The following is a 19,679-nucleotide window of genomic DNA, read 5'->3' on the forward strand; positions in this document are numbered from 1 at the left end:
TCGCTCGCTGCGCTCGCTCATGACGACACTCCCGGGTTGTTGAAGCCGTCGTAGGGCGTACCGAGGAAGGGGAAGTTGCGCAGGAAGGGCGCGGTCACGTCGGCGGCGCTCAGCCCCGGGGTCACCGCGGCGGCCGCCTCGTCCGGCTGGAACTTCCGGTCCACCAGCGGCACCGTCAGGCCCGCGATGGCGCGCAGGGCGATCGTCACCACGTCGTCGGTGACCCGCCGGCCGTTGGGGAAGCCGGCCAGGTCACCGGCGAGTACGCCGTTGCGGTTCGGGCGGCGGGCCGGCGGGATCGCGGTGTTCAGCCGGAGCATGTCGGCCTGCACCTCGCCGGTGGCGTTGGTGAAGCCGTCGATCAGCCCCTCCGGGACACCGGTGAGCAGGATGGCGACCAGGTCCGCCCGCGCCTTCTCGGATTTGTTCAGCTTGTCCAGGTTCGGGAAGACGTCCGGGTAGAGCACCGGCAGCAGGGCCGCCAACTCGGGCCGCTCGACGAACTGGGCGAACCGCTTGTCCTCCGACGGCGGCAGGGTGTTCCACAGGTCCTTCTGCGCCATCGGCACGATGACCTCGTTGAACAGTGGGTTGCCCAACCTGGACACCTGCGTGAACGGCCCGGTGCTGGTGTCCGCCGCCACCCTGTCGCCGAGCACCCGCACCTGGCGGCGCGACGCCGAGGTCCAGACCCCGATCACCGAGGCGGGCTCCTGCCAGTGGTAGCGGTTCGCCTTGCGGCGCACCCGATCCAGGGGCACCTGGAGGGCGAGGCTGTGCACGTTGAGCCGGTCGGTGGCGTTGACCGGCTGGCCGGGCTCCTGGAAGATCTTCTTCCCGGCCACGTGCAACTGCTGGAACGGGCGCAGCGTGCCGAGGTCGAAGATCGCCCCGAGGTCGACGAAGAACCCGTCGGCGCGCTGTCCGGCGAAGACCTTCTCCCCGGTGGAGAGCGAGAAGGTGGCCTGGCGGACCAGATCGCCGTACTTCGGGGTGGAGAGCGGGCCGACGTTGCACGGCGGGCAGGGCAGCTTGCGCGCCAGCCGCTGTTCCCGCCCACCGGCGATCCGGGTCAGGCTGTAGAACTGCCGCCGGTTCCAGTTCTCGCTGTCCAGCGAATCGATCGGCCCGGTGTTGTAGAGAAAACTGTTCGCGTTCGTGATTTCGGTGGTGAATTCGAAACGGTAAGTGACGTCCGGCTGACCGTCACCGTTGTTGTCGATGTGGATCTCGTAGCGCACGTCGTCGCCGAACTCGAAGAAGTTCGGCCCCCCGGAGGGCAGTTGCAACGGCACGTAGTTGGCGATCAGCGTCACCGTGTCCGGACGGTCCGGCGTGACGAAGGCGTACAGGTCCGACGAATCGGCGACCGGATCCTTGGCGATCTCCGGCGCCTCGCGGTGTGAAGACATGACGAACCCACCTCACTGGGCGAAAGTGTGCATTGGATGGACGGCCGGGCGCCGAGAGCCCGCGCCGGACCGGAGTACGCGACCGCCCGTACGGCGGTGGCGGGTGACCGCTCAGCGCCGGTGACGGGCGCGGCGGTCGGGGACGCCCGGCGTGGCGGGCGGAGGTCGGGTGGGCACGTTCAGCGGCGTGTGGCGGCCTTGCGCAGCCGGTCCGCCAGACCACGGTCGCGCACCTCGATGCGGGACTGGCCGACGAAGACGTCCATCGTGCCGGAGCGGGCGTCGCGCAGGTGCACCACGATCGTCTCGTCCGCGCCGGCCGCGGTCCCCTTGTCGTCGTCGCCGGCGGCCGAGAGGCCCGGCACCGCCAGGGCTGCGGCACCGAGCGTGGCGCTGGCCGCGGCCGTCAACGTCTGCCGGCGGGTCAGTCGCGGCCACTGCCGCGTCCGCCTTCTCTCAGTGATCATGGCCAACCTTTCCGGCGGCGCACACGCGCCCGCGATGACGGACGGGGGTCACCGCACGGACCGCGCAGGCCCCCGAATCTCAGGTGCCGGCGGCAGTCCTCGCCGATCCCGCCGCCGGCATCGACAGGTACGGCCGGGGACGCGCGAAGGTTCGACGCTAGGCGCTAACGTGACCGTACGCAGTCGTACGCCTACGCGCCGGACGACCGGCCGCCGTCGCGATCGCCCGCAACTGCTCCTCGGTACGCGCCGAACCGTTGCCCGAGCCGGCCATCCGCGAGATGGTCTCCTCCATCAACGTGCCGCCCAGGTCGTTGCAGCCGCTGCGGAGCATCTCCACCGTGCCCTCGTCACCCAGCTTCACCCAGGAGCACTGGATGTTGTCGATCCGCCCGTGCAGCAGCACCCGGGCCATCGCGTGCACCACCCGGTTCTCCCGCCAGGTCGGCCCCGGCCGGGCGATACCGGCCAGATAGATCGGGGCGTTGGTGTGCACGAAGGGCAGCGCCACGAACTCGGTGAACCCGCCGGTGCGGTCCTGCACGCCGGCCAGCACCCGGAAGTGCGCCAACCACTGTCCGGGGTGGTCCACGTGGCCGTACATCATCGTGGAGCTGGACCGGATGCCCAGCTCGTGGGCGGTGCTGACCACCTCGACCCAGGCGGCGGTGGGCAGTTTGCCCTTGGTCAGCACCCAGCGCACCTCGTCGTCGAGGATCTCCGCCGCCGTCCCGGGGATGGTGTCCAGCCCGGCCTCACGCAACCCGGTCAGCCACTCCTTCACCGGCACCCCGGCCTTCGCGGCGGCGGTGACGATCTCCATCGGGGAGAAGGCGTGCACGTGCATCCGGGGCACCCGCGCCTTGATCGCCCGGACCAGGTCGGCATAGATGGTGACCGGCAGCTTCGGGTCGATGCCGCCCTGGATGCAGACCTCCCCGGCACCGGCCTCCCATGCCTCCTGCGCCCGGTCGGCGACCTGCTCCACCGACAGGCGGTACGCGTCGGCGTCCCGCTCCCGCTGCGCGAAGGCACAGAACCGGCAACCCACGTAGCAGACGTTGCTGAAGTTGATGTTGCGGTTGACGACGTACGTGACGTCGTCGCCGACCGCGTCCCGGCGCAGGTCGTCGGCGCGGCGGCAGAGTTCGTCCAGGGCCGGGCCGTCCGCGCCGAACAGCGCCATCGCGGCGTCGGCGTGCCGGGGTTCGAGCAGCGCCGCCGGGTTCTCGGCGGCCAGCCGCAGCCCGGCCCGCAGATCGGCGTCACCGGCACCGGCGGCGACCGACCGACCGGCCGGGCCGGCGGGCGGTACGGCGACCTTGGCCGCCACCTCCGACCAGTCCCCGTAGACGTGGTCGAAGTCGCCCCGCCGGTCCTCGGTCCGTCCCGTGCGGTCGATGTCGACGTGCAGGTCGGTCCGACCCCCGAAGGTCTCGTCCGGCTCCTGCCAGGGGCGACCGACCGGCCGGGCCGACTCCACGGCGAGCCCGGTCGACGGCTCGGCCAACGCGGTGACGTGCGGCAGCAGGCGCGGATCCAGCCACGGCTCACCGGCCCGGACGTACTCGGGGTAGACGGTCAGCCGCTCGCGTAGTACGAACCCGGCCGCGGCGGTGCGCTCCGCCAACTCGTCGAGCTGCGGCCACGGGCGTTCCGGGTTGACGTGGTCCGGGGTCACCGGGGAGACACCGCCCCAGTCGTCGATTCCGGCCCGCAGCAGCAGGTCGTACTCACCGGCGATGAGGTTCGGCGGCGCCTGGATGCGGGCCTTCGGGCCGAGCAGCAGCCGGGCCACCGCGACGGTGGCCGCCAGGTCGTGCAGTTCCGCGTCCGGCATCCCGCGCATCGCGGTGTCCGGCTTGGCGCGGAAGTTCTGCACGATCACCTCCTGGAGGTGGCCGTACTCCCGGTGCGCCCGCCGGATGGCGAAGATCGCGTCCACCCGCTCGGCGGGTGTCTCGCCGATGCCGATCAGGATGCCGGTGGTGAACGGAACGCCGACCCGGCCGGCGTCGTCGAGCACCCGCAACCGCACCGCCGGTTCCTTGTCGGGCGAGCCGTAGTGCGGGCCGCCCGGCTCCGACCAGAGCCGCGTCGCGGTGGTCTCCAGCATCATCCCCATGCTGGGCGCGACCGGCTTGAGCCGTTGCAGCTCCGACCAGGAGAGCACGCCCGGGTTCAGGTGCGGCAGCAGGCCGGTCTCCTCCAGCACCGCGACCGCGCACGCCCGTAGGTAGTCCAGGGTGGACTCGTAGCCCCGCTCGTCCAACCACTGTCGGGCCGCCGGCCAGCGCTCCTCCGGCCGGTCGCCGAGGGTGAACAGCGCCTCCTTGCAGCCCTGGGCCGCACCGGCGCGGGCGATGGCGAGCACCTCGTCGCGGTCGAGGAACGCCGCCGGCAGCCGGTGCGGCACCGTGGCGAAGGTGCAGTAGTGGCAGCGGTCCCGGCAGAGCCGGGTCAGCGGCACGAAGACCTTCTTCGAGTACGTGACCACGCCCGGCCGCCCGGCGTCACGCAGGCCGGCGTCGCGGATCGCCCCGGCGACGTCGAGCAACTCGGTGAGGGCGGTGCCGCGGGCGCTCAGCAGTGCGGACGCCTCGTCGACGTCGAGCGCCCGGCCGGCGGCGGCCCGGCGCAGGGCCCGCCGGACGGCCGCCTCCGCAGGCCCAGGCTCGCTGCGATCAACCATCCGCCCAGCCTAGGCGCTGTCGCCGGCCGCACACCCCCCACGTGGGCAACCGCACCCGGCCGCCCGGCTGGTCAAATGCCGGTCAGGCGGGCTTGTCGCCCGGGTCGATCCGCTGGGTGCGGTCGCCCTCGCCCGGCGGCGGCACCGCCTGGCCCGGCTCGGTGCCCTGACGCGGGATGGTCTGGGTCGGGTCGGCCGACGGGGGCTGCCCGAACGGCGGCGCCGCCGGAGAGGTCGGCGCCGGCGGCTGCGGCGGCACGACCGGCTGGCCGTGCGGCGGCCAGGTGTGCGGGGCGGACGGCGGCCCGCCGGGTGCCTGGCCCGCCACCGGCCAGCCCGGCTGGTCCCCGCCCGGCTGACCGCCGGGGTATCCGCTCGGCTGCTCGCCCGGGTAACCGCCCGGCTGACCGGGGTAACCGGCGGGCTGACCCGCGCCCGGGTAGCCGGCCTGGCCGGGGTAACCGCCGGGCTGCTCGCCACCGGCCCAACCGCCACCCGGACCGGGCTGCTGCTGCCACCCACCCGGGTAGCCGCCGGGCTGTCCCGGGTTGCCCTGCGGGCCCCAGCCCTGCTGCGGGGTGCCGTACAGGCCAGGCTCCTGCTTGGGCTTGGGCACGTGGTAGAGCCGCCGCCAGACGGTCCAGACCACGTACGCCGCCGCGCCGAACAACGCCACCCAGGCCGCCCGGGCCATGACGCCGGTCAGGGCGTCGAAGATCTCCGCCTCGGCCAGCCGACCGACCGTCCAGATCAACAGCGTCAGGCCGCCGAGCACGACGCTGACCGCGTACTCGATCAGGGCCGCCTGAGTGATCAGCTTCGCCTTGCCGACCACCGGGGCGAGGTGGGTGGCGAGCAGCACCGCCAGCAGTGGCAGGACGATCGCCTCCAGCCCGACGAAGCCGAAGAACGCGCTGCCCGCCCGGCCGGTCACCGTGCTGTAGGGGCCCTGCGGGGTGATCAACCGGATCAGCGCGACGAAGAGGAAGACGGCGTTCGCGCCGAGGAGCACGAGGGCGACGAGTTCCCGAAGCGGCCCGGTCACCTGACGGGCCGGGGTCGGGTCGGTGGGCGGATGCTCCACGGGGCTGGTCACGAACTCTCCCTGGGGGCGAAAGCGGACAGATGCCGACGTGAGCCTAGTCTCCCCGGGCGACTGGCCGTCGGAGGCGTCACGTAGGCGAGGATGGGCTGATGCGTGTCGTGGTTCTGACCGGCGGAATCGGGGGTGCCCGGTTCCTGCTCGGGGTGCGTGCGTACGCCCGTGAGGTGGGCGCCGAGGTGACCGCCGTGGTCAACGTCGGCGACGATCTGCGCCTGCACGGGCTCCGGGTCTGCCCGGATCTGGACAGCGTCATGTACACCCTCGGCGGCGGGGCCGACCCCGAGCGCGGCTGGGGTCGTACCGGCGAGAGCTGGACGGTCAAGACCGAGCTGGCCGCGTACGGTGCCGAGCCGAGCTGGTTCGGGCTGGGCGACAAGGACCTGGCCACCCATCTGGTACGCACCACCATGCTCGACGCCGGTTATCCGCTGCACCAGGTGACCGACGCGTTGGCGACCCGCTGGCAGCCCGGCGTACGCCTGCTGCCGGCGACCGACGACCGCCTGGAGACGCACGTGGTGGTGACCCCGCCCGACGAGGCCGGCGACGGCGCCGACGGGCAGCGGGCGATCCACTTCCAGGAGTGGTGGATCCGGTACCGCGCCCAGGTGCCGACGCACCGGTTCGTCTTCGTCGGCGCGGAGGCCGCGAAGCCGGCACCCGGCGTGACGGAGGCGATCGCCGGTGCCGACGTGGTGCTGGTGGCACCGAGCAACCCGGTGGTCAGCATCGCGCCGATTCTCGCCGTGCCGGGTGTACGGGAGGCGTTGACCGGCGGTCCGGCACCGGTGGTCGGGGTGTCGCCGATCATCGGTGGCGCACCGGTGCGCGGCATGGCGGACCGGTGCCTCTCCGTGGTCGGCGTGCCGTGCACCGCCGCCGGGGTCGGCGGGCTGTACGGCAGCCGGGCCACCGGTGGCCTGCTCGACGGATGGCTGGTCGCCGAGGAGGATGCGGGCACCCAGGTGCCGGACGTGACCGTACGCGCGGTGCCGCTGCGGATGACCGACGAGGCGGCGACGGCGGCGATGGTCCGCGCCGCGGTGGAGTTGACGTGAGACTGGAGATCCTGCCGGTGCCGGGCATCGGCCACGTGACCGAGGGTGACGACCTGGCGGCGCTGATCGGCGGCGCGGCACCCTGGCTGCGCGACGGCGACGTGCTGGTGGTGACCAGCAAGATCGTCTCGAAGGCGGAGGGGCGGCTGGTGGACGTACCGGCCGACGGCCCGGAGCGGCAGGCCGCCCGGGACGAGGTGCTGGCCTCGGAGACGGTCCGGGTGGTGGCGTCGCGCGGCCCGACCCGGATCGTGCAGACCCGGCACGGCTTCGTGATGGCGGCCGCCGGCATCGACGCCTCGAACGTCGACAAGACCCGGCTGGTGCTGCTCCCGGAGGACCCGGACGCCTCGGCCCGGGCACTGCGCGCCGGCCTGCGGGCCCGTCACGGCGTGAACGTCGCTGTGATCATCAGCGACACCATGGGTCGGCCGTGGCGCAACGGGCTCACCGACGTGGCCCTCGGGGTGGCCGGGATGGACGCGATCCGGGACCACCGGGGCGAGGTCGACCCGTACGGCAACGAGCTGGTGTTGACCCAGATGGCCGTGGTCGACGAGCTGGCCGGCGCGGGCGAACTGATCAAGGGCAAGTGCGACCAGATGCCGGTCGCGGTGGTCCGGGGCTACCTGACCGCCGGGCAGGACGACGACGGCGACGGTGCGCGGGTCCTGGTGCGGGACGCGTCGATGGACCTGTTCTCGCTCGGCACCGCCGAGGCCCGGGCGGCCGGGCTGACCGAGGCCGCACACCTGCCGGACCGCCCCGGCGAGGTACGCCCCGACCCGGCGGTGGTCGCCGCGGCGATCGCCTCGGTCATCGACGTCGTGGCGCCCGGCACGGTGTTCACCCAGGTCGTCGACGACGACGTACGCGCCGGACTGGTCACCACCGTGCCCGGCTGGCCGGACCGCGCCACCGGCCTGGTGCTGTGCTCCCCGCCCACCCCGGTCGGCACGGTCCAACTGGTCCGTTTCGGCACCGACGTGCAGCGCCTGCGGACCGCCCTCGCGGCCCACCACGTCCCCTCCCAACTCCTCCCCCCGCCGCCGGCCACCACCGCCGCCGCCTCCCTGGCCCTCTGAGGGCCCGCCGCCGCCCCTCCGAGGGCCCGCCGCCGGGCCCGTCGGTCAGGGGTTGAGCAGGGCGCGCCCCAGCGGGGTGGGGGTGTGCAGGACGGTGTTGCGGTCGCGGTGGCTCACCAGCAGGCCGGCATTGCGCAGCACGGTGGTGTGCTGGCTGGCCGCCGCCGCCGAGATCCGCAACCGGCGGGCCAGCTCGCCGGTGCTGCACCCGCCGTCGGTGGCCGCGAGCACCGCGGCCCGGGTCCGGCCGAGCAGCGCGGCCAACGCCTTGTGGCCGGTGCCAGTCCCGTCGACCTCGTCGGCGACCAGCCCGCCCAGCCGGTCCACCGGATAGACCAGCACCGGCGGCAACTCCGGGTCGACCAGCGCCACCGGTGTCTTCGCGCAGAAGTACGACGGCACCAGCAGCAGCCCTCGCCCCAGCAGGTGCAGTTCGCGGCTGTTCGGATAGTCGGGGATGTGCAGCACACCGGACTCCCAGCGCACACCCGGCCGCAGAGAGGTCAGCAGACCCTCGATGCCGCCGTCGAGCATGGCCCGCGCCCGCCGGTTCCGGTCGGCGTCCACCGCCGCCTGCACCCGCTCCCAGTAGGGACCGAGGGCCAGGTCGCGGTACCGGCTCATCGCGTCGGTCAGGTCGTCCAACGCCCGCGGCTCACCCCGGGCCAGGGCGTCGGCCCCGGTGGGCAGGCTCCGACCACTGGCCAGCCGGCTCAGGTCGCGGTGCAGCAACGTCGCAGGGGTACGCCGCAGCGCCTCCATCCCGGCCTCGAACCCGCCGACACTCTCGTACGGGGTGAGGAAGTCCGGGAAGTAGCCACGCGGCGGGTTCAACGCCAGCAGCAACCGCAGCCCGTCGGCGTCATCCTGCCGGCGTAGGCCGCGCATGACCTCACGTCGCCACCCGGCGAGCAGTGGGTCCCGGCTGCGTCCGGGCAGCAGATGCAGGCTCAGCACCACTTCCCAGATCGGGTCCGCAGCCGGAGCGACTCTGGTCCGGAGGATGTCCTCGCCGGAGAAATGGATCTTCAGCATGGAACGACTCCCCGTCACCCGACTGAGGGACGCCCGGCGACGCTTGGCACTTTACCTGGGACACATTGCCTTGGTCTGTTAAGCGTGGGCTAAAAGACCTCGACTCCCGGCACCCGGGTCCGCCATGCTCTGCGTGCCGCAGGGACAGCACGCATCGCGTGTCGCCCCACAGCGGAGTCCGGGGGCCGGGGAAGGCACGGCCGGGCGGCACCATACGAGGGTCTGCGGCTCACGCTTCCGCAGGGGTGCCACCCGGTCGTCCGCCGTCCCGCCCCGCCACTCCCCTCCCGACCGCCCGTACGCTGTGCGGGACGGAAGGAGGGGCCGTGTCGACGCCTCATGCAACCGACGAGCACCCGCAGGCCCCGGCGGACGGCTGGCCCGCACTGCACACCGACGCGTCGGCGGTCCTCACCGGATGGACGCCGACCAGCCCGGACGCCGCGACCGCCCGGGACCGCACCCTCGACCTGCTGACCGCCGGACCGGTCGCGATGAGCCGCGAGCACCGGGCCGGACACGTCACCGCCAGCGCCCTGCTCTTCGACGCGACCGGCACCCGGGTGCTGCTCTGCCTGCACCGCAAGTTCCACCGCTGGGTGCAGCTCGGCGGGCACTGCGAGTCGGGTGACGGGACGCTGGCCGGGGCCGCACTCCGCGAGGCGACCGAGGAGTCCGGCATCACCGGCCTGCGGGTCGACCCGGTGCCGATCGACGTGGACGTGCACGAGGTCGGCTGCCAGGGCGGATCCCTGCACCACGACGTACGCTTCGCCGTCTTCGCCCCGCCCGGTGCGGTGGAGACGGTCAGCGCGGAGTCCGAGGCGCTCGGCTGGTTCCCGCCGGACCAGCTACCGCAACCGCTGGCCGGCGGGACCGCCCGGCTCATCCCGCCCGGGCTGGCCGCGTTCAGACGAGCTTGTCCTCACCTCGTGCCTTGAGCTCGTCCACGATCGCCTTGACGTCCTGGGCGCGTCCGCGCGGGCAGACCAGCAGCGCGTCCGGCGTGTCGACCACGATCAGGTCGTGCACGCCGACACCGGCCACCATGCGCCCGGACTGCGGCACCACCACACAACCGCTGCTGTCCCGCAACAGCACCTCGGACTTGACGTCGCCACCGAGCACCACGTTGCCGTCGTCGTCGGTCGGCAACACCTCGCCGAGGGTGTGGAAGTCACCCACGTCGTTCCAGCGGAAGTCGCCCGGCACCGTGGCGACCCGGCCGGCGCTCGCCGCACCCTCCATCACCGCGTAGTCGACCGAGATCTTCGGCAGCGTCGGCCAGACCGCGCCGAGCACGTCGTCCTGCTCGGGCGTGCCCCACACCGCCGCGATCGCGGTCACCCCGGTGTGCAGGGCGGGCTGCTGGCGGGCCAGTTCGGCGAGGAACGCCGACACCCGCCAGACGAACATGCCGGCGTTCCACAGGTACCGGCCGGATCGGACGTACGCCTCGGCCACCTCGGCGTTCGGCTTCTCCTTGAACTCGACGACCGGACGCATCGGACCGTCTCCCACCGGGTCACCGGTCTGGAGGTATCCGTAGCCGGTCTCCGCCCGGGTCGGCGTGATGCCGACGGTCATCAGCAGACCCTGGTCCGCGCCCCGGACCGCCGCCCGGACCGTCTCCACCCACTGTTCCGGCTGACCGATGAGGTGGTCCGCCGCGAACGATCCCATCACCGCGTCCGGGTCCCGGACCGCGATCACCGCCGCGGCGAGCGCGATGGCGGCGCAGGAGTCGCGCGGCGACGGCTCGATGAGGATGTTCTCCTCGGGGACGCCGGTCAACTGGCGGGCCACCGCCGCCGCGTGCGCGGCCCCGGTGACCACCATGGTCCGCTCCGGAGTGGTCAGCGGCGCCGCCCGCTCCACCGTCGCCTGGAGCAACGAGGCGGGGGTGCCGGTGAACGGGTGGAGGAACTTGGGGTGGCCGGAGCGGGACAGCGGCCACAGCCTTGTGCCGCTGCCACCCGCCGGAATGACGACATAGATCACCAGGACATCATGCCCGAACCGCCCGCCCCGGGTGCCGGGTTGCCACCGTCAGGCCCGCACCCGTGACCACGCGGCGATGTGCACCTCGGCGCTCGATTCCCAGGTGAACTCCTTGGCCCGGTCGAAACCGGCCTTGGCCAGCGACAACCGGCGCGGCTCGTCGTCGAGCAGCGCGGCCAGGTCGGTGGCGATCTGGTCCGGGTCCTCACTGGTGTACGCCACCGCGTCGCCGCCCACCTCGGGCAGCGACAGGCGGGGCGTGGTGAGCACCGGCGCGGCGCACGCCATCGCCTCGAGCACCGGCAGACCGAAACCCTCCCCGTAGGACGGATAGGCGGCCACCAGGGCACCACCGAGGAAGCCGGGCAGGTCGGCGTAGCGCAGGTAACCGGGGCGCAGCAGCCGCAGGTGCGACGGCACCTCGGTGGCGGCCCGGTCGATGTCGTCGTCGTGCCCCTGACCACCGGCGATCACCAGCGCGGGCGGGTCCTCCCGGTCGGCGACCGCCCGCGCCCAACCACGGATCAGGTTCGGCACGTTCTTGCGCGGTTCCTTCGCGCCGTGGAAGGCCACGTAGCTGCTGCCGCCCAGGCCCAGCCGGGCGCGTACCCGGGCCTTCTCCTCGTCGCCGGGGGCGTGGAAGGCGTCGTGGTCGACACCGTGGTAGGCCACGTCGATCCGAGTCGGGTCCGCGTCCAGCAGCCGGATCAGCTCGTCCCGGGTGGCCTTGCTCGGCACGATCACCCGGTTGGCGCGGCGCAGCGAGGTCTTGATCGCGCTGCGGAAGAACGTCCGGCGGGACTTGTCGTAGTGCTCCGGCTCGGTGAAGAAGGTGGCGTCGTGCAGGGTCACCGTGACCGGGCAGCCGGCCCGCAACGGACAGGTGTAGAAGGGCGAGTGCAGCACCTCGGCACCGACCTGCTGCGCGAGCAGCGGCAGGCCGGTCTGCTCCCAGGCGAGCCGGGCGGGACGGTGCGCGACGGCGGCGGGCGCGGGGACGATCTCGGCTCCGGGCAGCATCCGGCGATAGCGGTCCAGGTCGGTGCGGAGACTGACCACGACCAGTTCCACCGCCGACCCGCACACCTTGCCGAGGGCGCCGAGCAGGCCGTCGACGTATCTACCGACGCCCCCGCGGTCGGCGGGGACACTCGTGGCGTCGATGAGCACGCGGGGCGGGCGACCGGCGGTCACGGGGCGACTCCTTGTGGTGGCGGGACTGTGGGGAACAACACTTCGGGCAAGCCTACGCCGGTGCCGAGTACGGACGCTGACTCCGACCCGACGGTTCGCCGACTTGTGACTGTCATCGAGTACGGGCGGCAGCGGCGTATCGTTCGCGCCGATGGCCGACAACATTGCCCGCGTCCTGCCCGACGCAATCGCGACCGACCCGACCCGCCCGCTGCTCACCTGGTACGACGACGCGACCGGCGAGCGCACCGAACTCTCCGGCGCCACGCTGACGAACTGGGTGGCCAAGACCGCCAACCTGCTCGTCGACGAACTGTCGCTCGGCCCCGGTGACACCGCGGCGGTGCTGCTGCCACCACACTGGCAGACCGCCGCCGTGCTGCTCGGCTGCTGGTCGGCCGGCCTGACCGTGGCCGATCGCCCGGGTGCCGTGGACGTCCTGTTCGCCACCGCCGACCGGGCCGCCGAGGCGGACGACTGGTCGGCCGCCGACCGGTACGCGCTCGCCCTGCACCCGTTCGCGCTGCCGCTGCGGGAGGTGCCGTCCGGCTTCGCCGACTTCGTCACCGAGGTACGCGCGCACGGCGACCACTTCGGCGCGTACCCGCCCGGCGGGCCGGACCACGTCACGCTGCGTGAGCGCGCGACCGCCCGCGCGACCGAGCTGGGCATCTCGTCCGGCGAGCGGGTCCTGATCGACGTGGACGCCCTGCCCGACCCGGTCGACTGGCTGCTGGCCCCGCTCACCGCGCGCGCGTCGACCGTCCTCTGCGCCCACCCCGACCACGCCCGCCTACCCACCCGAGCCACCACCGAGAAGGCCACCCACACCCTCCCCTGAGGCCCTCCCCCGGCATCCTCCCCCGCCACCCCGCCACCATCCCGCACGCCGCACCTTGCCGCACGTCACACCACCCCGCCGAACCGCCTCGGATGCTGCCCGCTCGATCCAGGATCGAGTGGCATCCCGGCAACTGCGAGACCACTCGATCCTGGATCGAGCGTGATCACGAACTGGACAGGGAAGCCCGCCCCCAGTCAGCGACAACGGAGAGGCGGGACGGAGACACTCCTCCGTCGATCATGGAGTTGTGACTGGTGTTCCGACCACATTCATCCCTTTCGCTCCCACCCCAGGTCCATGACCGACGGGGCGGGCCGTGCACGACTGACGCCGAAGCTCGTTGATCAAGGGGTTTGCGTCAGAATCCCGCCCGAGCCCGACGCAAACCTCTTGATCAACGGGGCGAGGGCGGGGGGGTGGGGGGTGGGGGTGGGGGTGGGGTAGGGCGGGACAGGTTAGGGGGTGGGGCGGGATTGGGCGAGGGTGGCGAAGGCGGTCAGGGAGTCGGGATTGGCCAGGGCGCCCTTGGCGGCGGCCTGGTCGATCGGGGTGCCGGTGAGGATCTTCTTGACCGGGACCTCCAGCTTCTTCGCCGACAGGGTGCGCGGCACCGCGCGGACCTGGTGGATCTCGTCGGGTGCGTGCCGGGGTGAGAGGGCGGTCCGCAGCTCGCGGGAGATCGTCGCGCGCAGGGCGTCGTCGAGGGTCAGGCCGTCGGCGAGCACCACGAAGAGCAGCAGCTCACCTGCGCCGCCCTCGTCGTCCTCCAGGTGCACGACCACCGAGTCGACGACCTCGTCCAGCCCCTCCACCACCGAGTAGAACTCGGCGGTGCCCAGACGTACGCCGCCCCGGTTCAGGGTGGCGTCGGAGCGACCGGTGATCACGCAGCCGCCGCGCGCGTTGATGGTGATCCAGTCGCCGTGTCGCCAGACTCCGGGATAGACGTCGAAGTACGCCTCCCGGTAGCGGCTTCCGTCGGGGTCGTTCCAGAAGCCCACCGGCATGCTGGGCATCGGCGCGGTGATGACCAGTTCGCCCAGTTCGCCGATGACCGGGGTGCCGTCGGCCGAGCGGGCCTCCACCCTGGCGCCGAGCGCCCGGCAGGTGATCTCACCGGCGTGCACCGGCAACAACGGCACCCCGCCGACGAAACCGGTGCACACGTCGGTGCCGCCGGACAGGGACTGGAGTTGCAGGTCGGTGCCGACCGACTCGTACACCCAGGTGAAGCCCTCGGCGGGCAGCGGCGCACCGGTCGATCCCAGCCCGCGCAGCGCGGACAGGTCGGCGATCTCACGCGGCACCAGGCCCGCCTTGCGACAGGCCAGCAGGTACGGCGCCGAGGTGCCGAAGTAGGTGGTGCCGGTCTCCTCGGCCAACCGCCACAGCCCGCCCAGGTCCGGGTGGCCCGGGTTGCCGTCGAACAGCACGATCGTCGCGCCCACCGCCGGGCCGGAGACCAGGAAGTTCCACATCATCCAGCCGGTGGTGGTGAACCAGAAGAACCGGTCGGCCGGACCGAGGTCGTGGTGCAGGGCGAGCATCTTGAGATGCTCCAGCAGGATGCCGCCGTGCCCGTGCACGATCGGCTTGGGCAGGCCGGTGGTGCCCGAGGAGTAGAGCACGTACAGCGGGTGGTCGAACGGGACCGGGGTGAACGTCGCCGGCTCGTCGGTCGGCGCGGCCAGTTCGGCCCAGGAGAGCGCGTCCGCCGGAGGCGGGGCCGACGGGTCGAGGTAGCCGATGCTCACCGTGTGCCGCAGCGACGGCAGCGCGGCCCGGATCGCGGCCACCTCGGTACGCCGGTCCACAGGCTTGTCGCCGTAGCGGTAGCCGTCCACCGCGACCAGCACGGTCGGCTCGATCTGCTGCCAGCGATCGGTGACGCTGCGGGTGCCGAACTCCGGCGCACACGAGGAGAAGATCGCCCCGAGGCTGGCCGTGGCCAGCAGCAGCACGTACGTCTCGGGGATGTTCGGCGCGTACGCGGCCACCCGGTCGCCGGCGCCCACGCCGAGCCGGCGCAGCCCGGCGGCCACCCGGCGGACCTGCTCGCGCAGCTCGACGGCGGTCAGCGTGACCGGCGCGCGGGTCTGCGAGTGCGCGATCACCACCGGGTCGTCGTCGGCCCGGCCGGGCATCCGCAGCACGTTCTCGGCGTAGTTGAGCGTGGCGTCGGGGAACCACCGCGCCCCCGGCATGTCACGCGCGGCCAGCGTGGCGGTCGGCGGGGTGTGCGTGACGACCTCGAAGTGGTCCCAGATCGAGCGCCAGAAGGCGTCCAGGTCGGTGACCGACCACTGCCAGAGCGCCTCGTAGTCGGCGAATTCGAGCCCTCGGTGCTCGGCCAGCCACCGCAGGTACGCCCCGATGCGTGAGCGCTGGAGCACGTCCGCCGGCGGCGTCCACAGCACGTCCGTCACTGGTCCACTCCTCCCCTGGCCCGGCACGACGCTGTGCCGTGGGCCGTGGCGTCATCTTAAGGAAGGGCACCTTGTTAACGCCTGCGGTAGTACCGGGGTCCCCTGCTAACACAAACCGCTCAGCCGGACTCGCCCCGGGCGTCCTGGATGGCGCGGCGGCGGGCCAGCCGGTGGGCGCGGCGGATCTCCGCCTCGCGCCAGCGACGTTCGTCCTCCGGCGTCTCCGGCAGCACCGGCCGCACCGCCCGTGGCGCGCCGCCCACCTCGACGCCGACGAAGACGAGGTACGCGGTGGCCACCCGCACCGCCTCCGCCTCGGCCGAGTCCCAGCGCTCGGCCATCACCCGTACGCCGACCTCCATCGACGTCAACCCGGTCCAGTTGATCTGGGCGTACGCGTGGATCAGGTCGCCGACCCGGACCGGCTCGGAGAAGACGATCTCGTCGATCGCGGCGGTGACCGCCGTGCCCCCGCTGTGTCGGGCCGCGGCGGCACCGGCGACGTCGTCCACGAACTTCATCAACACCCCGCCGTGCACGGTGCCGTAGAGGTTCACGTCGACCGCCGTCATGATCCGGCTGAGGGTCACCCGGGAGTACGACGTCGGCTTGCCTGGTGGCGCGGCGGAGAGGTGCTCGGTCATGGCGGAAACGGTACGGTGCGCGGATGCGACATCTGTGGAGCTTCCTCGCCGGGCTGGTGGTGGCACCGGTCACCTGGGTGCTGGTCACCCTGGGGCAGGACGGGTCGGCCGGGACGGTCGACCGGTGGGTGGAGATCGGCACCTCGAACACGGCAAACCTGATCGAACCGGCCGTTTATCTCGCCGTCGGCGGAATCGTGTTGGGCCTGCTCGGCACACTGCGCATCTCACCGCTCGGCCCGCTGGTGGCCGGGCTGCTGCTGATCACCCCGTACGTCGGGCTGTTCGTCGCGCCCTTCCGGGTTCGCGAGCGCATCCCGGCCGACTGGGAGTTCCTCGGCGACCCGCTGCCGCTGCGGTTGCCGGTGCAGAACGGCACCCTGTTCCTGATCGGCCTGCTGCTGCTGATGGCGACGTTCAGCGGGCAGCGGTGGCGGCGCTGGCCGACGCCCGCACCGGTGGTGCCGCCGCCGGCCGAGGCGACGACCCAGGACCTGCCGGTGACCGAGTGGCCGCCCCCGCAGGCGGCGGAACGGGACACCGAGCCGCTGAGCCTCGGCTACCCGGACCCGGACGACACGCCGACCGAGCCGCTGCCCCGGCGTACCAGTGGGACGTCGCCCTGGTCGGCACCGCCCGGCAGCCTGCCGCGACGCGACGACGCGACCAACTGATCGAACGGAGAGAAGGGCTCCGCCCGGTGGCCGTTGTGCCGCCGGGCGGAGCCCTCCGTCGTCAGTCCTTGAGCAGTTGGCGGGCCATCACGATGCGCTGGACCTGGTTGGTGCCCTCGTAGATCTGGGTGATCTTGGCGTCGCGCATCATCCGCTCGACCGGGTAGTCCCGGGTGTAGCCGTACCCGCCGAGCAACTGCACCGCGTCGGTGGTGATCTCCATGGCGGCGTCCGAGGCGAAGCACTTCGCCGCCGCACCGAAGTACGTCAGGTCGGCGTCACCGCGCTCGGACCTGCCGGCCGCGGCGTACGTGAGCTGCCGGGCCGCCTCCAGCTTCATGCCCATGTCGGCGAGCATGAACTGCACACCCTGGAACTCGGCGATGGCCTTGCCGAACTGCTTACGCTCGGCCACGTACCCCTTCGCGTAGTCCAGCGCGCCCTGCGCGATACCCAGCGCCTGCGCCGCGATGGTGACCCGGGTGTGGTCCAACGTCTTCATCGCGGTGGCGAAACCGGTGCCCTCGGCGCCGATCATGCGGTCCGCCGGGATCCGCACGCTGTCCAGGTACACCTCGCGGGTCGGCGAGCCCTTGATGCCCAGCTTCTTCTCCGGCGCACCGAAGCTGACGCCCGGATCGGACTTCTCGACCACGAAGGCGGAGATGCCCCGGGAACGCGCGGTCGGGTCGGTGACGGCGAAGACGGTGTAGAACTCGGACACCCCGGCGTTGGTGATCCAGCGCTTCACGCCGTTGAGCACCCAGTGATCGCCGTCGCGCACCGCCCGGGTGGTCATCGACGCCGCGTCGCTGCCGGCCTCCGGCTCGGACAGGCAGTACGAGAACATCGCCTCACCGGCGGCGACCGGGGTCAGGTAGCGGCGCTTGAGATCGTCGGAGCCGGCGAGCAGCAGCGGCATGGTGCCGAGCTTGTTCACCGCCGGGATCAGCGAGGACGAGGCACAGGCCCGGGCGACCTCCTCGATCACGATCGCGGTGGCCAGCGCGTCGGCACCCGCCCCGCCGTACTCCTCCGGAATGTGCGGGGCGTGGAAGTCGGCGGCCCGCAACGCGTCGTAGGACGCCGTGGGGAACTCACCGGTCTCGTCCGCCTCGGCCGCCTGTGGCGCCACCTTCGCCGTACAGACCTCACGGACGGCTTCCCGGATCGCCTGGTGCTCCTCGGGCAACCGATACACATCGAACGACTGCTCTGCGGGCATGCCGGCCCCTCCCCTTCACCGCTACTATGCGCAGTCTGTAGCGTCACCTGGACGGCCATCGCGCAGACTGAAGGATAGTCACCACCGTCCGAGAAATGTTACCGGCGCGTAGGCTAAGCCGGAACGGCGCATCGACGCCGCTCGGCGATGATGGAGCTCAGACAGCAGAACGACCCCCCTCCGGTGCCCCGCCAGGCGCCGCAGCGGACCGCGACGCGACCACGCGCCGCCAGTGCGAGCGGAGAGACAGGCGTGACCATCCCGTACCCGAACACCCAGCCGATGCCCGCCATCGCCTCGGTGACACCCCCCTCGGGTGCCTCCCGACCTCGGGTGACCTTCCTGGGCACTGGCTATCTCGGCGCGACCTACGCCATCTGTTACGCCGAACTCGGCTACGAGGTGCTCGGATTCGACGTCGACGCCGACAAGATCGCCAAGCTCAACGCCGGTGAGGTGCCGATCCACGAACCCGGCCTGGACGAGCTGCTCCGGCGCAACCTGGCCGCCGGGCGGCTGCGGTTCAGCACCGACATCGCCGAGACCGCCGACTTCGGCGACGTGCACTTCATCTGCGTCGGCACCCCGCAGCGCGCCGACGGCATGGGCGCCGACCTGTCGTACGTCGAGGCGTCGGTCACCGGCCTGGCCCAGCACCTGACCCGCAAGGCGCTGATCGTGGGCAAGTCCACCGTCCCGGTCGGCACCGCCGAGTGGGTGGAACAGCTCGTGGGCAAGCACGCCTCCACCGACCTGGGCGTCGAGGTGGCCTGGAGCCCCGAGTTCCTCCAGGAGGGCTTCGCCGTCGATGACGTGCTCCGGCCGAACCGGATCGTGGTCGGCGTCAAGAGCGACTGGGCCAACGGCATGCTCTACGCCGCGCACAAGGGCGTCTTCGACCTGGCCGCCACCGAGGACCGCGAGGTGCCGCTGGTGGTCACCGACTTCGCCACCGCCGAGCTGGTCAAGGTCGCCGCGAACGCCTTCCTGGCCACCAAGATCTCTTTCATCAACGCGATGGCCGAGGTCTGCGAGGCGGCCGGCGGCGACGTCACCCAGCTCGCCAAGGCCATCGGGTACGACCCCCGCATCGGCAACCGCTTCCTGCAGTCCGGGCTCGGCTTCGGTGGCGCCTGCCTGCCGAAGGACATCCGCGCCTTCCAGGCCCGGGCCCAGGAGCTGGGCGCCGGTGAGGCGCTGCGCTTCCTGCACGAGGTCGACCTGATCAACCTGCGTCGCCGGACCCGGGTGCTCCAGCTCGCCGCCGACCTGCTCGGCCGCCGGTCCGGTCCGGCCGGCCCGGACCTGTCCGGCACCCGGATCGCCGTCCTCGGGGCGACCTTCAAACCCAACACCGACGACGTACGCGACGCGCCCGCGCTCGCCGTCGCCGCGCTGCTGCACAAGGCCGGTGCCGAGGTGCACGTCTTCGACCCGCAGGGCATGGAGAACGCCCGCCGGGCGGTGCCGGAGCTGACCTACGAGCCGGACGTCAACGCGGCGGTGACCGGTGTCGACCTGGTCTGCGTCCTCACCGAGTGGGCGGACTTCCGCAACGCCGACCCGAGCGCGCTGGGCGAACTGGTCACCGGACGGCGCGTGGTGGATGCGCGTAACTGCCTCGACTCGGCACTGTGGACGCAGGCGGGGTGGGAGTATCGGGGGATGGGGCGTCCTTGATCTTGCTTTTCTTGGGGTTGGGGTGGGGGTTTTTGGGGGGGGGGCCCCCCCCCCCCGCGGGGGGGGCGTATTAACACGGCGGGGGGGGGCCCCCGCCCAAAAACACTACCCCCCGCGGGCGGGGGGGGGGCCAACCC

The 19,679-nt window shown here is 72.4% G+C and carries 16 protein-coding genes; 6 read left to right on the plus strand and 10 right to left on the minus strand.

Annotated features, from left to right (window positions below):
• Nucleotides 1-17: 17 nt before the first annotated feature.
• The 4 genes from ACIBO1_RS01365 to ACIBO1_RS01380 form a co-directional block, all read right to left on the minus strand.
• Complete coding sequence (locus tag ACIBO1_RS01365) at nucleotides 18-1,412, minus strand: DUF4331 domain-containing protein (protein ID WP_396740522.1); 1,395 nt, start codon at nucleotides 1,410-1,412, stop codon at nucleotides 18-20.
• Nucleotides 1,413-1,591: 179 nt separating this feature from the next.
• Nucleotides 1,592-1,879, minus strand: coding sequence for a hypothetical protein (locus ACIBO1_RS01370; RefSeq protein ID WP_350700618.1), 288 nt, complete (start codon nucleotides 1,877-1,879; stop codon nucleotides 1,592-1,594).
• A gap of 157 nt (nucleotides 1,880-2,036) precedes the next feature.
• A complete protein-coding gene (locus tag ACIBO1_RS01375; protein WP_396740523.1) occupies nucleotides 2,037-4,571 on the minus strand; it encodes a bifunctional FO biosynthesis protein CofGH in 2,535 nt (844 codons plus the stop codon).
• A gap of 82 nt (nucleotides 4,572-4,653) precedes the next feature.
• Complete coding sequence (locus tag ACIBO1_RS01380; RefSeq protein ID WP_396740525.1) at nucleotides 4,654-5,667, minus strand: hypothetical protein; 1,014 nt, start codon at nucleotides 5,665-5,667, stop codon at nucleotides 4,654-4,656.
• 98 nt (nucleotides 5,668-5,765) lie between these two features.
• Between ACIBO1_RS01380 and cofD the strand changes: the two genes are divergently transcribed.
• On the plus strand, nucleotides 5,766-6,734 hold the full coding sequence (gene cofD / locus ACIBO1_RS01385; protein WP_396740526.1) for a 2-phospho-L-lactate transferase: 969 nt from the start codon (nucleotides 5,766-5,768) through the stop codon (nucleotides 6,732-6,734).
• Nucleotides 6,731-7,819 carry a coenzyme F420-0:L-glutamate ligase gene (locus tag ACIBO1_RS01390; RefSeq protein ID WP_396740528.1) on the plus strand — a complete coding sequence of 363 codons (1,089 nt, stop codon included), beginning with the start codon at nucleotides 6,731-6,733 and terminating at the stop codon, nucleotides 7,817-7,819. The genes cofD and ACIBO1_RS01390 overlap by 4 nt, the downstream gene beginning before the upstream one ends.
• 45 nt (nucleotides 7,820-7,864) lie before the next feature.
• Here the strand turns inward: ACIBO1_RS01390 and ACIBO1_RS01395 are convergent, their stop codons facing one another.
• The gene (locus ACIBO1_RS01395; protein ID WP_396740530.1) at nucleotides 7,865-8,854 is read right to left on the minus strand and encodes an ArsR/SmtB family transcription factor; all 990 of its coding nucleotides are present in this window, start codon (nucleotides 8,852-8,854) and stop codon (nucleotides 7,865-7,867) included.
• 326 nt (nucleotides 8,855-9,180) lie between these two features.
• Here ACIBO1_RS01395 and ACIBO1_RS01400 point away from each other — a divergent pair, with 326 nt between their 5' ends.
• Entirely contained in the window at nucleotides 9,181-9,795 is a 615-nt protein-coding gene (locus tag ACIBO1_RS01400) for an NUDIX hydrolase (protein WP_396740531.1), read from the plus strand.
• Here the strand turns inward: ACIBO1_RS01400 and ACIBO1_RS01405 are convergent.
• Both ACIBO1_RS01405 and ACIBO1_RS01410 read right to left on the minus strand, forming a co-directional pair.
• Nucleotides 9,764-10,855, minus strand: a complete 1,092-nt coding sequence (locus tag ACIBO1_RS01405; protein WP_396740533.1) for a mannose-1-phosphate guanylyltransferase — start codon at nucleotides 10,853-10,855, stop codon at nucleotides 9,764-9,766. The genes ACIBO1_RS01400 and ACIBO1_RS01405 overlap by 32 nt on opposite strands.
• A 48-nt stretch (nucleotides 10,856-10,903) precedes the next feature.
• Nucleotides 10,904-12,049 carry a glycosyltransferase family 1 protein gene (locus ACIBO1_RS01410; protein ID WP_350700632.1) on the minus strand — a complete coding sequence of 382 codons (1,146 nt, stop codon included), beginning with the start codon at nucleotides 12,047-12,049 and terminating at the stop codon, nucleotides 10,904-10,906.
• 151 nt (nucleotides 12,050-12,200) lie between these two features.
• Here ACIBO1_RS01410 and ACIBO1_RS01415 point away from each other — a divergent pair, with 151 nt between their 5' ends.
• Nucleotides 12,201-12,890: a TIGR03089 family protein gene (locus ACIBO1_RS01415; RefSeq protein WP_396740535.1), complete on the plus strand. Its 690-nt coding sequence runs from the start codon at nucleotides 12,201-12,203 to the stop codon at nucleotides 12,888-12,890.
• Nucleotides 12,891-13,348: 458 nt separating this feature from the next.
• Here ACIBO1_RS01415 and ACIBO1_RS01420 read toward each other — a convergent pair whose 3' ends face one another.
• Nucleotides 13,349-15,319, minus strand: a complete 1,971-nt coding sequence (locus ACIBO1_RS01420; RefSeq protein WP_396740537.1) for an acetoacetate--CoA ligase — start codon at nucleotides 15,317-15,319, stop codon at nucleotides 13,349-13,351.
• A 119-nt stretch (nucleotides 15,320-15,438) separates the two neighbouring features.
• Nucleotides 15,439-15,963: an acyl-CoA thioesterase gene (locus ACIBO1_RS01425; RefSeq protein ID WP_396740539.1), complete on the minus strand. Its 525-nt coding sequence runs from the start codon at nucleotides 15,961-15,963 to the stop codon at nucleotides 15,439-15,441.
• Nucleotides 15,964-15,986: 23 nt separating this feature from the next.
• Between ACIBO1_RS01425 and ACIBO1_RS01430 the strand changes: the two genes are divergently transcribed.
• On the plus strand, nucleotides 15,987-16,637 hold the full coding sequence (locus ACIBO1_RS01430) for a hypothetical protein (RefSeq protein ID WP_350700715.1): 651 nt from the start codon (nucleotides 15,987-15,989) through the stop codon (nucleotides 16,635-16,637).
• A gap of 61 nt (nucleotides 16,638-16,698) precedes the next feature.
• Here the strand turns inward: ACIBO1_RS01430 and ACIBO1_RS01435 are convergent, their stop codons facing one another.
• Nucleotides 16,699-17,862: an acyl-CoA dehydrogenase family protein gene (locus ACIBO1_RS01435; RefSeq protein WP_396740541.1), complete on the minus strand. Its 1,164-nt coding sequence runs from the start codon at nucleotides 17,860-17,862 to the stop codon at nucleotides 16,699-16,701.
• 252 nt (nucleotides 17,863-18,114) lie between these two features.
• On the opposite strand from ACIBO1_RS01435, the gene ACIBO1_RS01440 reads away from it, so the two are divergent.
• On the plus strand, nucleotides 18,115-19,542 hold the full coding sequence (locus ACIBO1_RS01440) for a UDP-glucose dehydrogenase family protein (protein ID WP_396740542.1): 1,428 nt from the start codon (nucleotides 18,115-18,117) through the stop codon (nucleotides 19,540-19,542).
• The last annotated feature ends 137 nt before the right edge of the window (nucleotides 19,543-19,679 follow it).

Origin of the sequence: Micromonospora sp. NPDC049903, assembly GCF_044460945.1 — a bacterium.
In the GTDB taxonomy this organism is placed as follows: Bacteria; Actinomycetota; Actinomycetes; order Mycobacteriales; family Micromonosporaceae; genus Micromonospora.

Bases quoted from the DNA above. Each gene is read 5' to 3' on its own strand.
- ACIBO1_RS01365 (WP_396740522.1), bottom strand. From the start codon at position 1,412: ATGTCTTCACACCGCGAGGCGCCGGAGATCGCCAAGGATCCGGTCGCC.
- cofD (WP_396740526.1), top strand. From the start codon at position 5,766: ATGCGTGTCGTGGTTCTGACCGGCGGAATCGGGGGTGCCCGGTTCCTG.
- ACIBO1_RS01370 (WP_350700618.1), bottom strand. From the start codon at position 1,879: ATGATCACTGAGAGAAGGCGGACGCGGCAGTGGCCGCGACTGACCCGC.
- ACIBO1_RS01435 (WP_396740541.1), bottom strand. From the start codon at position 17,862: ATGCCCGCAGAGCAGTCGTTCGATGTGTATCGGTTGCCCGAGGAGCAC.
- ACIBO1_RS01395 (WP_396740530.1), bottom strand. From the start codon at position 8,854: ATGCTGAAGATCCATTTCTCCGGCGAGGACATCCTCCGGACCAGAGTC.
- ACIBO1_RS01375 (WP_396740523.1), bottom strand. From the start codon at position 4,571: ATGGTTGATCGCAGCGAGCCTGGGCCTGCGGAGGCGGCCGTCCGGCGG.
- ACIBO1_RS01430 (WP_350700715.1), top strand. From the start codon at position 15,987: ATGCGACATCTGTGGAGCTTCCTCGCCGGGCTGGTGGTGGCACCGGTC.
- ACIBO1_RS01415 (WP_396740535.1), top strand. From the start codon at position 12,201: ATGGCCGACAACATTGCCCGCGTCCTGCCCGACGCAATCGCGACCGAC.
- ACIBO1_RS01425 (WP_396740539.1), bottom strand. From the start codon at position 15,963: ATGACCGAGCACCTCTCCGCCGCGCCACCAGGCAAGCCGACGTCGTAC.